Consider the following 14,081-nt stretch of genomic DNA (forward strand, 5'->3'; position numbering starts at 1 on the left):
TCAACAGAGCCTCGAAAGCTCGGCTGCTTCTTGTCGGAGCGAGCCATGCTCGCGAAAGCAGCCGCGCCGGTGCGTGACTTCGCGGGCATGGCCCGCTCCTACAGCGCAGGCGTGCAGGTGGCCATGATGGGAGGGCCTTGGCAGCCTTTTCCCAAGGCCATAGCCTAATGACCTGTTGCACGAGCCAACTGCCTTCGTGAGCTTTTCGTGGAAGATTCGCGTCACGGTCCATGTTCGACTTTCAGCGAATGGCAGCGGTTCGTTATTTCTGAGATGGTTAGCTTGCTAAGCGTAAGTTTGGTGGTGCGTATGGCTCACAAGGCGGCTCGCATCGACGCAGCAGGACTGGCCCAACCCTGGCCAGTCGCGTCTCTTTCCCTTTGCGCTTGGTTGCGCCTCGGCGACTCAAACGGTTGCCGCTGATTCCGACAACCGCTGCCCCGGTGGCGGTTGCCGCTTTCCTTTCTGCGATGACCTTTCTCGTTCCCTCACTACGGAACCCGTCGACAGCGTTCGGGTCGATTCAGCGTGGGTTTTCTGCTGAGAGGACATTGAAGATGGATCTGCTACGCATACTGATCGCGATTCTTTTGCCACCGTTGGGTGTTTTCCTGCAGGTCGGTTTTGCTGGGGCGTTCTGGCTGAACATTCTGCTGACGCTGCTGGGCTACATTCCAGGAATCGTGCACGCGGTCTGGATCATCGCCCGGCGCTGACAGTTTCCCGGCACTTGCCAAGCAGTGGTTGATACGCCAAAGAGCCCGGCTATTCGTCAGGCTTTTTGTGCTGGTAAACAGGCCGGTGGTAGAGTCGCCAGCTGGCTTGTTTCCTGACAAAAACCTCGAACGCGTCGAGAACAAAGCGTTTACCGTACGACGCATCGATCAGCTTGCCGAAGGCAACTGTCACCAACCGCCATCGTGCAGCGACTGGAAAGGAATCACATGGGCGACTCTTTCATCGAACAAAACCAGTTCAGGCGCATTCTCAACCGTAATGTGGCCGTGCCGCTTGGTTTCGGATTTCTCAGCGCGTTCTTCTTCAGCGCCATCGTCTACTACCTGCTGAACGTCAGTCACTGGGTCGATCAGTCGGTCCGGGGCGTGTCACACGCTCACGAGACGCTGAAAATAATCGGCGACCTGGAGGCTTCGATGCGCGGTTATCTGATCGCTGGCGAGGACATCTTTCTCGAACCCTACCGACGCGAATTGCCCCTGCTGACCGACGAACTGAAGCAACTGAAGGCGTACGCCAGCAATAATCTGGTACAGCTCAATCGCATCGAGCGTATTGCCGCACTGCAACGCGAATGGGCCGAGTTTGCCGAAACAGCCATTGCCCGTCGTGCCCTGAACGAGCCGATAACCGACTACATCCGCAGCCAGCGAGGCCTGGAATTGAAGCAGGAACAGCGCCGGCTGCTTGCTGAATTCGTTGCCAGCGAGCGCCAGGCCAGGGAAGAACGCACCGATACCTCGGAAACGATCACCACCTTGCTGATCGGCGCTTTTCTGCTGTTCAGCCTGATCTTCAGCGGCTTGCTGGTGTATTTCGGTCGGCGCGACCTGCTCAGCCTGTCCGACAGCTACGCCAGCTCGCTGAGTCAGCAACAGGCGCATGCGGCTGCGCTGGAAAAGCAGGCCTGGTATCGCACCGGGCAGACGCAGCTGAGCGAGTCGATCATCGGCGAGCAGACGTTGCCGATGTTGGGCCAGAACATCCTCAACTTCCTTTCCGGCTACCTGGGCGTCGCTGTCGGCGCGCTGTATGTGACCCAGGATGGCAAGCTGCAGCGTGTCGCCGAGTTCGCCTGGAGCAAGGGCAGCGCGGACCGGGCACGGACGCTGGAACTCGGCGAGAGCCTGGTCGGTCAGGCTGCGCTCGAGCGCCGGGCGATGGCGCTGGAGAACATTCCGCCAGGTTATCTGAAGGTCAGTTCGGCGCTGGGCAGCACTGATGTGCAGTCGTTGCTGATCATGCCAGTGGAAGACAGCGGCCTGCTCAATGCGGTGCTGGAAGTGGGCTTTCTGCGGCCCTTGCGTGAAGAGGACAGCGAGTTGCTGCGGCGCATCAGCGAGAGCGTCGGTTCGGCCATCGAAGCGGCGCGCTATCGCCAGCGTCTGCAGCATGTGCTGGCCGAAACCCAGCAGCTCAACGAGGAATTGCAGGTTCAGCAGGAAGAGCTGCGCGCGGCCAACGAAGAACTCGAAGAGCAATCCAGTGCACTGCGCGAGTCGCAGGCGCATATGGAAGAACAGCAGGCCGAACTGGAACAGACCAATGAGCAGCTTGCCGAGCAGGCTCAGGAACTGGCGCGCCAGCGTGACGAAATGGACCTGAAGAACCGCCATCTGCATGATGCCCAGCTGATGCTTGAAGAGCGCGCAGAGGACCTGCAGCGCGCCAGTCGCTACAAGTCCGAATTCCTCGCCAACATGTCCCACGAGCTGCGCACACCGCTCAACAGCTCGCTGATCCTGGCCAAGCTGCTGGCAGACAACCCCGAGGGCAACCTCAGCGGTGATCAGGTGCAGTTCGCGCGCTCCATCTACTCGGCGGGCAATGACCTGCTCACCCTGATCAACGACATCCTCGACATTTCCAAGGTCGAGGCCGGCAAGCTCGACGTGCATCCTGAACTGCTGGTGCTTGCGCGCATGCTCGACGGCTTGAAAAGTCTGTTCCTGGCTCAGGCGCTGGAAAAGTCGCTGCGCTTCGAGGTCACCCTCGATGGCGACTTGCCGACGAGCTTGTACACCGACCGCCAGCGGCTTGAACAGATTCTCAAGAATCTTCTGTCGAATGCCTTCAAGTTCACTGACAAGGGCTCGGTCGAACTGCGGATCAGCCGCCATGACGAAGGTCACATCGCCTTTGCCGTGCGCGATACGGGCATCGGCATCGCTGAAGAGCAGCAGGCGGTGATCTTCGAAGCCTTCCGTCAGGCCGATGGCACCACCAACCGGCGTTACGGCGGTACCGGTCTGGGCCTGTCGATTTCCCGCGAACTGGCCCAGTTGCTCGGTGGCACCATCGAAGTGGACAGCGCGCCGGGAGGCGGCAGCCTGTTCACCCTGATCGTGCCGGAAAACTACAGCGAGCCTGCGGCGGAGCAACTGCCGGCGCCCGTCGCAGCCGTCGCGGCGCCGCTGCTCCAGGCAACGATGCCGCCAGCGCCGCCCGTCACGACTGAGCCGGCACCGATGGCGCTGGAGGATGATCGCAGGAACTTCCCCTTCAGCGAACGTTCGGTGCTGGTGATCGAAGACGAACCGCAGTTCGCCTGTATCCTGCGCGATCTGGCCCACGAGCTGAAATACAGCTGTCTGCTCGCGCAGAATGCCGATCAGGGCTTCGACCTGGCCGTGCAGTACCGACCCGATGCCGTCCTGCTGGACATGCGCCTGCCCGACCATTCCGGCCTGACCGTTCTCGAACGGCTCAAGGAAAACCCGACCACCCGGCATATCCCGGTGCACATCATCTCAGTCGAGGACCGCAAGGAGACTGCGCTGCAGATGGGGGCCATCGGCTATGCCATCAAGCCGGCTACGCGAGATGAGCTGAAAGAGGTGTTCAAGCGGCTGGAGGCCAAGCTCGCGCAAAAGGTCAAACGCATCCTGCTGGTCGAGGACGACGCACTGCAACGTGAAAGCATGGCGCGTCTGATCGAGGACGAGGACGTGGAAATCACCGCCGTCGAGTTCGGCGCGCAAGCCCTCGAACACCTGCGCTCGACCGTATTCGACTGTATGGTCATCGACCTCAAGCTGCCCGACATGGACGGTCACGAACTGCTCGAACGCATGGCGCGCGAGGATATCTGCTCCTTCCCGCCGGTGATCGTCTATACCGGGCGCAACCTGACCCGCGATGAAGAAGCGGCACTGATGAAGTATTCGCGTTCGATCATCATCAAGGGTGCACGCTCGCCCGAGCGGCTGCTCGATGAGGTCACGCTGTTCCTGCACAAGGTCGAATCGGACATGCCGCCCGAGCGACAGAAGATGCTCAAGAGCGTGCGCAGCCGTGAAAAGGCTTTCGAGGGCCGCAAGATCCTGGTGGTCGATGACGATGTGCGTAACGTCTTTGCCCTGACCAGTGCGCTGGAGCAAAAGGGTGCGCTGATCGAAATCGCCCGCAATGGCCATGAAGCCATCACGCAATTGCAGAACGTGGATGACATCGATCTGGTGCTGATGGACATCATGATGCCGGAAATGGACGGCTTTACCGCGATGCAAGAGATCCGCAAGGATCCGCAATTCGCCAAGTTGCCGATCATTGCAGTCACTGCCAAGGCGATGAAGGACGACCAGGAGCGCTGTCTGCGCGCCGGCGCCAACGATTATCTGGCCAAGCCCATCGACCTCGACCGCCTGTTCTCGCTGATTCGCGTCTGGCTGCCGAAAGTGGAGCTGCTGTGACATGCCGGAGCGCAACCAGGCCATCGAACTGAAGCTGCTGATCGAAGCAATTTACCTGCGCTACAGCTACGATTTTCGCGATTATTCCCAGGCTTCGCTCAAGCGCCGGGTACTGCTGGCGCTGCGGCAGATGAAGTGCGACAGCATCTCGCAGCTACAGGGGCGGATTCTCTACGATGCCCAGGCATTCATGGAGCTGTTGCAGTTTCTCACCATCCCGGTCAGCGAGATGTTTCGTGACCCCGGTTATTACCGGGCATTGCGTGAACAGGTCGTGCCGGTGCTGCGCACCTATCCCTCGCTGAAGATCTGGATTGCCGGTTGCAGCACCGGCGAGGAAGTCTATTCGATGGCGATCCTGCTCAAGGAAGAGGGCCTGCTGGAGCGGACCATTCTGTATGCTACCGATATCAATCCGCGTTCGCTGGAGCGTGCTCGCCAGGGTATTTTCAATATCGCCGACATGAGCCAGTACACGGCCAACTACCAGCGGGCCGGTGGCAGGCACAGCCTCAGCGACTATTACACGGCAGCCTATGACTCGGCGATCATGGACAAGTCCCTGAAGGAGCAGATGACCTTCGCCGACCACAGCCTGGCGACTGACAGCGTGTTCGCTGAAACCCAGCTGATTTCCTGCCGCAATGTACTGATCTACTTCAACAAGCCGCTGCAGAATAGGGCCTTCGAGCTCTTTCACGACTCCTTGTGCCATCGCGGCTTTCTCGGCCTGGGCAGCAAGGAAACCGTCGAGTTTTCCGCGTGTGGCGACCGCTTCGATGCCTTCGACAAGGAACAGAGGATCTTTCGCAAGCTATGAAAGGCTTGGCCCCCAACGCACATGCCCAGCGACCTGCAGTGGATGCCGTGGTGATCGGTACCTCGGCGGGGGGACTGGCTGCGTTGAGCGCTCTGGTCAGCGGCCTGCCGGCGACATACCGGCTGCCGCTGCTGGTGGTGCAGCACGTGCCCGACAGCGGGCCGACGCAACTGGTGGAGATCTTCCGGCGCAAGACCGGGCTGCGGGTCAAGGAGGCCGACGACAAGGAGGCGCTAGGCGGCGGAACGCTGTATTTTGCAGCGCCGGGCTATCACCTGCTGGTCGAGGCAGACCTGACCCTGTCGCTCAGCCAGGATGATGCGGTGCATTTTTCCCGCCCCTCGATCGATGTGCTGTTCGAGTCCGCCGCCGATGTCTGGGGTGAGCGGGTCGCCGGGATCCTGCTGACCGGCGCCAACGAGGACGGGGCTGCGGGTCTGCGGATGATCGCGCAGGCCGGTGGTCTCACCATCGTTCAGGACCCCGTCGAGGCCGAGATGCCGACCATGCCGCTCGCCGCACTCCAGCGCTTTGCGCCGGACCATATTCTGCCCCTGCGCGATATTCATCGACTGTTGCGCGAACTGGAGTGACCCATGCCTGACCAAACCGATGAAGCGAACCTGCTGATCGTCGATGACCTGCCGGAGAACCTGCTGGCGCTGGATGCCGTACTGCGGGCGCCGGGCATCCATGTGCATCAGGCCGAGTCGGCGGAGCAGGCGCTGGAGCTGTTGTTGCGTCATGAGTTCGCCCTGGCCATTCTCGACGTACAGATGCCCGGCATGGATGGCTTCCAACTGGCCGAGCTGATGCGCGGCACCGAGCGCACCAAGCAGATTCCCATCGTCTTCGTCAGCGCCGCCGGGCGCGAACTCAACTACGCATTCAAGGGCTACGAGAGCGGCGCGGTGGACTTCATGCACAAGCCGCTGGACACCCATGCGGTGCGCAGCAAGGTCAGCGTGTTCGTCGACCTGTACCGTAACCGCAAGCGCATGGCCCGCCAGCTCGAAGCGCTCGAACGCAGCCGCCGCGAGCAGGAAGTGCTGCTCACCGAGCTGCGCAGCACCAAGGCCGAGCTGGAGGAAGCCGTGCGCATGCGCGACGACTTCATGTCCATTGTCTCCCATGAACTGAAAACGCCGCTCAACACGCTGATTCTCGAAGTGCAGTTGCGCCAGATGCAGCTGGCGCGCAACAACTTCGCGGCATTCGACGAGGGGCGGTTGCGACAGATGGCGGACAAGGACGAGCGGCAGATCCAGAGCCTGATCCGCCTGATCGACGACATGCTCGATGTATCGCGCATTCGCACCGGCAAGCTGTCGATCAGGCCGACGACGGTCGATCTCGGCAAGCTGGTGGCCAGCGTGGTGGAGAACTTCGCGCCGCAGATGGAGGCCTGTGGCTGCGCTCTGTTGTTTCAACGACCGGAGCCGCTGCTTGGCATCTGGGACGAGTTTCGTATCGAGCAGGTGCTGGCCAACCTGCTCACCAACGCCATGCGCTACGGCGCCGGCAAGCCGGTGCAGGTCAGCGTCTGCGCCATCGCCGAAGGCGCCTGCATCGAGGTGCGTGATCGTGGCATCGGCATCAGCCAGAAAAGCCTGGAACGCATCTTCCATCAGTTCGAACGGGCCGAAGGCAGTGAAAGCAGCGCGGGCCTGGGCCTTGGTCTGTTCATCGCCGAACAGATCGTCAAGGCCCATGGGGGCCGCATCCAGGTGGAAAGCGAGGAAGGCCAGGGTGCGTTGTTTCGCGTCACGCTGCCCTTGAATCCATACAACGCTGGGTAACGTATCCGAGCTCCTCCCGGATTACGCCTTCGGCTAATCCAGGCTACGGTGGCGATGCTTCGTAGGATGGAATCGCCAACGGCGCTTCCCTCGCACCGGTCGTATCGCTTGTACAACCACCGGGCCTGTCACGACGAACAGCTGATCTCCAGATGCTTGCCCCACTCCGGTGGGCGTTCGGCGTAGCGCTGCATGCCGGGTTGTTCGTCGAAGGGGCGTGAGAGTACCGCGTGCAGCTCGCGCACCGGGCCGTAGTCGCCCTGTTCGGCGGCTTCGATGGCCTGCTGGGCCAGGTAGTTGCGCAGGATGTACCTGGGATTGACCGCGCGCATCCGCACCTGGCGTTCGGCCTGGGCAGTGCCTTCACGCTCGCAGCGCTGTCGATATTGCTCGGCCCAGGCGTCGAAGCCCTTGATATCGATGAAATCTTCCCGCAGCCGGCGCAAGGCCTGCTCGGGCGCGCTGTCGCCGAGTTCACGGAAAAAGCGCGTGTAGTCGATGGCGCTGTCCTGCATCAGCTGCAGCAGGCGTTGTACCAGCGCCTTGTCGGCCTCTTCGACCGTGCGCAGGCCCAGGCGCTGGCGCATCAGGTCGAGCCAGGCGGCTTCGTAGCGGGGCAGGAACAGGCTCATGGTTTCGCGTAGCTGCTCCACTGCGACGAAGGGTGTCAGCGCCTGGGCCAGGGCGGCGAGGTTCCAGTGGGCGATGGGCACCTGGTTCTCGAAGGAATAGCGGCCCTGGTCGTCGGAATGGTTGCAGATGAAGCGGGCGTCGAAGTCGTCGAGGAAGGCGTAGGGGCCGAAGTCGAAGGTGATGCCAAGGATCGACATGTTGTCGGTGTTCATTACCCCGTGGCAGAAACCATAGGCCTGCCAGTAGGCAATCATGTCGGCGGTGCGTTCGAGCACCTGTTGGAAGAACGCCTGACCAGGCTCGGGCTGTCCCAGGCATTCGGGGAAATGGCACGCGATTACATGATCGAACAGTTGCCTGAGCGCTTCGTGCTGCCTGGTGTAGTAGAAAAATTCGAAATGGCCGAAGCGTACATGGCTGGGTGCCAGGCGCAGCAGCATGGCACCTCGCTCCTGGCGTTCGCGATACACCGGCTCGCTCGAACCGGTCACGCAGAGCGCGCGCGAACTGGGGATGCCGAGTGCATGCAGGTGTTCGCTGGCGAGGAACTCGCGAATCGAAGAGCGCAGCACCGCGCGACCGTCGCCCATGCGTGAGTAGGGCGTCTGCCCGGCTCCCTTGAGGTGCAGGTCCCAGTATTCGCCGGCCTGGTTGCGCACCTCGCCGAGCAACAGGCCACGGCCATCGCCGAGCTGCGGGTTGTAGCTGCCGAACTGGTGGCCGGAATAGACCATCGCGCGCGGCTCGGCGGTGGACCACAGCTTGTGCCCGGCGAACAGTTCGGTGAACAGCGGCAGCTCGGCCTGTGCCGGGTCCAGGTCCAGCAGGGCCATGGCCGCCTCGCTCGCCACCACCAGCGTCGGGTCGCTCAGGGGCTGCGGTTGCACAGGTGTGGAAAAGGTGTCGCCCAGGCGGGCGAAGCGGTTGTCGAAGGTCAGCTGGGTCAGGGTTTTCACGGCAGCTCCAGGTGCGCGGCGGGTAACGGGAGACGAAAGGGCGCCCGTATTATGACCCCGCTCCAGTGGCGGGGTTGTCAGCTGGCATGGCCGAACAAGTTCGGCCCTACGCTTCGTTTGGCCGCTCCGGCAAGGCCAGCTCCTGGCCCGCACGGTTTTTCAGGTGCACATCCAGCTGGCGGAAGGCGATGGTGATGCCGCGCTCGCGGAATTCGCGATCGACCCGGCGGTTGATCTCGTCGATCACCGGGTTGCGGTCGGCCAGATCACGGACGTGCAGGCGCAGCTCATGTTCCAGGCGGCTGTCGCCGAAACTGAGGAAGAACACCTGGGGTTCGGGCTCCTTCAGCACGCGGGGGTTTTCCCGTGCGGCCTGGAACAGCAGCTCGCGAACCTGTTCGAGGTCGGAGCCGAATTCCACGCCGATGCGGATGGTCACCCGCGTGACCGTGTCGCTCAGCGACCAGTTGACCAGCTGGTCGGTGACGAAGGTCTTGTTGGGGACGATGATTTCCTTGTGATCGAAATCGGTGATGGTGGTAGCGCGGATACGAATGCGACTGACGGTGCCGGACAGGTTGCCGATGGTCACCACGTCGCCGATGCGCACCGGCTTCTCGAACAGGATGATCAGGCCGGAGACGAAGTTGGCGAAGATTTCCTGCAGGCCGAAGCCCAATCCCACGGAAAGCGCGGCCACCAGCCACTGCAGCTTGTCCCAGCTCACCCCCAGGGTCGAGAGCACCGAGACGATGCCGGTGCCCACCAGGGTGTAGGACAGCAGCGTGCCGGTGGCGTAGGCGCTGCCCGGCGCCAGGCGCAGGCGCGAGAGCACCAGCACCTCCAGCAGCCCCGGCAGGTTGCGCGCCAGGATCAGGGTGATGCCGCCGATGGCCAGGGCGCCGAGCAGGTCGTTGAGGCTGATGGCCGAGGTCGTCAGGGCATCGCCCGAACCGCTGGTGAATTCGTACAGCGCGACATTATCCAGATAGGACACCACCGAAATCAGGTCCGACCAGACCCAGTAAAGCGCCACGAGGAACAGGCCGAAGGTGGCCAGGCGGGTCAGGCGCAGCGATTGCTGGTTGACCTGCTCGATATCCAGGTTGGGTTCTTCGATGTTTTCCAGGTGCTCGCCTGTGCCTTCCTCTTCCGCCGCCTGGCGTCTGTCCATGACCCGCTGGTAGGCCAGGCGCCGCGCAGCGATGGTCAGCGAGCGGACCAGCATGGATTCCAGGGCGATCCAGATCATCAGCAGGTAGAGGGTGTCGATCAGGCGCTCGGTGAGTTTCAGCGCGCTGTAATAGTAGCCCGTGCCGACCACCACGATCAGCGCCAGCGGCAGCAGGCTGAAGATCACCCCCAGAAACAGCCGGGCCGGTGGTGCGTTCTCGCTGGCCGGCCCCTTGAGCAGGATGCGCATCAGGCGCCAGCTCATCAGCGCGTAACAGGTGAGGATGACTACCAGCCCGAGGGCGTCCTCGGCCAGGCTCGCCGGCTGTTGCTCGGCAATGCTGACGACCACCACCAGCACTAGTACCACCAGGCCGAGGCGGCGGATTTCATTGCGCAGAAAGGCGACCTGCGGCAGGGACCAGCGGAAATGCAGTTCGGCCAACCGCCCTGGCGACAGCAGTCGGTAGGCCGTGTAGAACACCAGCCAGGCCTGGGCCATCTGATACATCGCCGCGCTCAGCCCCAGGTTCTGCCCGCGCGCATCCATCTGCAGCAGATAGCCGCACAGGGTCAGGAACAGGGCGCCGGGCAATGCCAGCAACACGTTGAGCAGCAACGCCAGTGGCGTATGCCGCTGGCTGTCATTGCGAAAATGCCCCACGTCCCGGCTCAGCTCGTCGAGCTTGTCGTTGATCATCCGGCGACGCCAGAGCAGCCAGGCAATCGACAGCAGCAGGGGCAGGAAGAGCAGGGGCCGCTCCTTCAGTCCGGCAGCCATCTGTGACAGGGCCGAGTGCCAGCCGATGGTGCCCAGTTGCCGCTCCAGGCGTTGCGGGAAACTGGTCAGCCAGCTGAAGTCCAGCGGCTTGTTGCTGGGAATCCAGAACATCTGCTCGTCCAGCGTGGCGCTCAGCGCGCGGGCGGTGTCGTGCAGTTGTTTCTGGTTCAGCTGCAGGGTGATGGATTCGTTGAGCAGCGCATTGAGCTCGCGGTTCAGGCGGTCCAGCAGTTCGCTGCGGGTCTTGAGCAGGTCGAGCAGGGCGCTGCGCAGTTGCGGCGTGATCTGCTCCTCGGGCTGCCCCGCCAGCAGCTGATCGACATAGCTTTGCGGGTTGCCGGCACGGTCGCGCGCCTGGTTCAGCTCGAACTGGTAGAGGCGCAGGTCGGCGATTTCGTCGGCGAGGTTCTTGTCCAGCTGCACCTTGGGCAAGTTGAGCTTCTGCTGGTAGAGGATTCTGGACAGCAGCAGGCTGCCTTCGAGTACGGCGATCTGCTCTTCCAGCGCCTGGTCGGCCTGGTTCAGAGTGTCGAGCTGCTGGCGTGCCTGCAGGTTCATCTGGTTCAGCAGGTTGAGCCGCTCGGTGGCGCGCAGCAGATAGTCGGAGAGCTTCAGGTTCTCGGCGCTTTCAGCCGCCAGCAGCGTGTCGGAGCCGGCCAGCTGCGCCCTGGCCGAGAGCTCGGCCACGGTCTGCTCGGACTCGGCGCGGCGCTTGGCATTGATCAGGCCCTGCAGGGCCTGGGTTTCCTGCTCGGCGCGGGTTATGCGCTCGGCGAGCAGGTTGCGCCGGGCCTTGCCCAGATCCTGCAACAGGTTGTTGCCTGACAGCTCCTGGCGACGCAGTTCGATCTGGGCCTGCAGCGCGGCAATCTCCGCTTCGAACAGGCTGCGCTGCTCATCGCTGATCGCCTTGCCATTGTCGAGCCCGCTCTTGAGGCGATTCTGCAACGCCTGAATGCGCGACTGGCTGGTGCTGATCTGCGCCTGGGAGCGCTCGGGACGCGTCTGGGCGGTGATGATCAGGCTGTTGGCATCGGTCAGCTGTTTGTTCCACTCGCTCAGCTCGGCAAGGCGGGTGGCCAGGCGCTGCTCGAGCGCCGCGACGCCCAGGGTGGCGAAGCGTTCGCTCGGCTCGGGTGCCGGGCCTGCCTTGAGCCGGGCCAGATCGCGCTGGGCGGTGCTGATTTCCTGGGGCGCCTGGGCCAGCTGTTTCTGCAGGGTTGCGAGCTGCTGGCTGCGGGCGGTGGTCTGCTCTGCGTACTGTTTCACCTGGTCGGCCAGGCTGGGTTGCGCCGGCCTGGCTTCGCTTTCGGCCGCCTGCTGGCCGCCGGTCAGGCTGTCGAAGGGCTGCGCCTGAAGAGTGCCGGGAATGTGCAGAAAGCTGACCAGAAGGGTCAGCAGAAAGACGCGTGAAAAGGACATGTCTGCCGTCGAAGAACTGAACGAGCGCTGAGTCTACGGGCTGCGAATCAGGAGTGCGAGCCCGGGGACCTCAGTGTTCCGTGCATGCGACTGAAGGTCAGAACATCAGCTGCGGACCTGGCTTTTCCGCTTCGGGGAAGCGCAGGCCGACCTTGAGTACATCGTCGCCATCCATCTCGGCAATGGTCCAGATCAGCCCGTTCCATTCCACCTGGTCACCGACGACGGTGTGTTTGCTGATCTTGTCAGAGATGAACTGGCCAATGGGTTGATTGCCATCCACATCGCCAAGCTTGAGGCCGTAAAGCATTGCAACGGCGCCCAGTTCGGCGTCGCCTTCGAGAATGAAATCACCGAAGAAACGCATGTCCCGGCCACGTTGCGGCGCCTGACTGAACAGCTTGCCGAGCGCCGGTAGGTCGTCTTCGTGGCCGATGACGCAGAGGATGTCGTTTTCCTGCAGCCGGGTACTGCCGGACGGGTGGAGCAGGGCGTGACCACGAAACAGGGCGGCGATGCGCGTGCCCGGAGGCATCTTCAGTTCGCGAAGTGCCGCGCCGATGCACCATTTCTTTGTGGTCAGACGATAGATGAAAAGCTCCCACTGGCTGGTGGTATGCACCTGTATGCCGGTGCGAGAGATCGGCGCGGGTGACGGCGGTACTTCGACCTTGGCCTTTTTTGCCGCCCAGCCGAGGGTTGTGCCCTGCAACAGCAGTGAGACCAGCACGATGAAGAAGGCGACATTGAAAAACAGCTGGGCATTGTCGAGGCCGGCCACCAGCGGGAATACCGCCAGAATCACCGGGACCGCGCCACGCAGGCCGATCCAGGAAATGAACAGCCGCTCGCGCAGTTTGAAGCTCTTGAAGGGCAACAGGCCGACGAACACCGACAGCGGGCGCGCGATGAGGATCATCCACAGCGACAGGAGCAGGGCGGGAATGGCGATCGGCAGTAGTTCGCTGGGCGTCAGCAGCAGGCCAAGCACCAGAAACATCCCGATCTGGCTGAGCCAGGCCAGGCCATCGAACATGTGCAGAATGCCGTGACGGTTGCGAATTGGCCGGTTGCCCAGCATCAGGCCGCAGACATACACGGCGATGATGCCGCTGCCGCCCACCGCGCCGGACAAGGCGAAGATCATGATGCCGCCGCTGACCGCCAGCAGGGGATAGAGGCCATCGGCTACGGAGAGGCGATTGATCAGCAGCAGCAGCAGCCAGCCACCCGCCAGGCCGAGCACGATGCCGATACCGAATTGCTGGATCAGGCTGACCAGCACGGTCCAGCTGAATGAGGTCTGCCCCGAGGCAATCATGCTGATCAGGGTGACGGTGAGGAACATCGCCATCGGGTCGTTGCTGCCCGATTCGATCTCAAGGGTCGGGCCGACACGTTCGTTCAGGCCCTTGCCGTTGAGCAGGTTGAACACGACCGCAGCGTCCGTGGAACCAACGATGGCACCGATCAGCAGACCTTCAATCAGGCGCAGGTCGAACAGCCAGGTGGCGGCGACGCCGGTCAGGCCCGCGGTGATCGCCACGCCGAAGGTAGCCAGTGACATTGATGGCCAGAGCGCGACGCGGAAGGTGGCCTTGCGTGTTCGCATGCCGCCGTCGAGCAGAATAATCGCCAGCGCCAGGTTGCTGATGATAAAGGCGAGGCGGTAATCCTCGAAGACGATGCCGCCGATGCCGTCGACTCCGGCCAGCATGCCGACGCCGAGAAAGATGACCAGAATCGGTACGCCCAGACGCGCAGACAAGGAGCTCATCAGGATACTGGCAGCAACCAACAGGGCACCGACTAAAAAAAGGTGGTTGAGGTTGCCGACGTCCAAATGCTGCCTCCGGAAAAAACAAGGTTTCCCGGCAACTTATGCACGGGACATGCCAGCGATTCTAACCCGATGATTTGACGGGCTGTCAAAAAAAATGCCTCTTGGGCAAGAGGCATTCATGCGCGTCAGTAAATCAGAACCAGGCAGCCGTTCAGCGTTGGATGCCTGCCTCGCCTACGTTCTTCAAAGGCCTGTTAACAGGCCTTTGGCCCTTTGTCAGGGAA

General features: G+C 62.3%; 9 protein-coding genes. 6 read left to right on the forward strand and 3 right to left on the reverse strand.

The features are described from left to right. The first annotated feature begins 45 nt into the window (after positions 1–45). The 6 genes from G7020_RS24010 to G7020_RS08590 all read left to right on the forward strand — a co-directional run bounded on the left by G7020_RS24010 (position 46) and on the right by G7020_RS08590 (position 7,049). Entirely contained in the window at positions 46–168 is a 123-nt protein-coding gene (locus G7020_RS24010) for a hypothetical protein (RefSeq protein WP_258189283.1), read from the forward strand. Positions 169–557: 389 nt separating this feature from the next. Continuing rightward, a complete protein-coding gene (locus G7020_RS08570; protein ID WP_037024013.1) occupies positions 558–716 on the forward strand; it encodes a YqaE/Pmp3 family membrane protein in 159 nt (52 codons plus the stop codon). A 228-nt stretch (positions 717–944) separates the two neighbouring features. Beyond that, positions 945–4,430 carry a response regulator gene (locus G7020_RS08575; protein WP_181083726.1) on the forward strand — a complete coding sequence of 1,162 codons (3,486 nt, stop codon included), beginning with the start codon at positions 945–947 and terminating at the stop codon, positions 4,428–4,430. 1 nt (position 4,431) lies between these two features. Continuing rightward, positions 4,432–5,250, forward strand: a complete 819-nt coding sequence (locus tag G7020_RS08580) for a CheR family methyltransferase (RefSeq protein ID WP_181083728.1) — start codon at positions 4,432–4,434, stop codon at positions 5,248–5,250. Further along, positions 5,247–5,843, forward strand: a complete 597-nt coding sequence (locus G7020_RS08585; protein WP_181083730.1) for a chemotaxis protein CheB — start codon at positions 5,247–5,249, stop codon at positions 5,841–5,843. Before G7020_RS08580 ends, G7020_RS08585 begins: the two co-directional genes overlap by 4 nt. Before the next feature lie 3 nt (positions 5,844–5,846). After that, positions 5,847–7,049, forward strand: coding sequence for a hybrid sensor histidine kinase/response regulator (locus G7020_RS08590; RefSeq protein ID WP_181083732.1), 1,203 nt, complete (start codon positions 5,847–5,849; stop codon positions 7,047–7,049). Between the two features lie 128 nt (positions 7,050–7,177). On the opposite strand, the gene selO is transcribed toward G7020_RS08590, so the two are convergent. The 3 genes from selO to G7020_RS08605 all read right to left on the reverse strand — a co-directional run bounded on the left by selO (position 7,178) and on the right by G7020_RS08605 (position 13,857). Continuing rightward, the gene (gene selO / locus G7020_RS08595) at positions 7,178–8,638 is read right to left on the reverse strand and encodes a protein adenylyltransferase SelO (RefSeq protein WP_181083734.1); all 1,461 of its coding nucleotides are present in this window, start codon (positions 8,636–8,638) and stop codon (positions 7,178–7,180) included. Positions 8,639–8,744: 106 nt separating this feature from the next. Continuing rightward, positions 8,745–12,014, reverse strand: coding sequence for a mechanosensitive channel MscK (mscK, locus tag G7020_RS08600; protein WP_181083736.1), 3,270 nt, complete (start codon positions 12,012–12,014; stop codon positions 8,745–8,747). A 97-nt stretch (positions 12,015–12,111) separates the two neighbouring features. Continuing rightward, on the reverse strand, positions 12,112–13,857 hold the full coding sequence (locus G7020_RS08605; RefSeq protein ID WP_181083738.1) for a potassium/proton antiporter: 1,746 nt from the start codon (positions 13,855–13,857) through the stop codon (positions 12,112–12,114). Positions 13,858–14,081 lie beyond the last annotated feature (224 nt).

This window comes from Stutzerimonas stutzeri (assembly GCF_013522825.1).
In the GTDB taxonomy this organism is placed as follows: domain Bacteria; phylum Pseudomonadota; class Gammaproteobacteria; order Pseudomonadales; family Pseudomonadaceae; genus Stutzerimonas; species Stutzerimonas stutzeri_AK.

Bases quoted from the DNA above. Each gene is read 5' to 3' on its own strand.
- G7020_RS24010 (WP_258189283.1), top strand. From the start codon at position 46: ATGCTCGCGAAAGCAGCCGCGCCGGTGCGTGACTTCGCGGGCATGGCC.
- G7020_RS08570 (WP_037024013.1), top strand. From the start codon at position 558: ATGGATCTGCTACGCATACTGATCGCGATTCTTTTGCCACCGTTGGGT.
- G7020_RS08575 (WP_181083726.1), top strand. From the start codon at position 945: ATGGGCGACTCTTTCATCGAACAAAACCAGTTCAGGCGCATTCTCAAC.
- G7020_RS08580 (WP_181083728.1), top strand. From the start codon at position 4,432: ATGCCGGAGCGCAACCAGGCCATCGAACTGAAGCTGCTGATCGAAGCA.
- G7020_RS08585 (WP_181083730.1), top strand. From the start codon at position 5,247: ATGAAAGGCTTGGCCCCCAACGCACATGCCCAGCGACCTGCAGTGGAT.
- G7020_RS08590 (WP_181083732.1), top strand. From the start codon at position 5,847: ATGCCTGACCAAACCGATGAAGCGAACCTGCTGATCGTCGATGACCTG.
- mscK (WP_181083736.1), bottom strand. From the start codon at position 12,014: ATGTCCTTTTCACGCGTCTTTCTGCTGACCCTTCTGGTCAGCTTTCTG.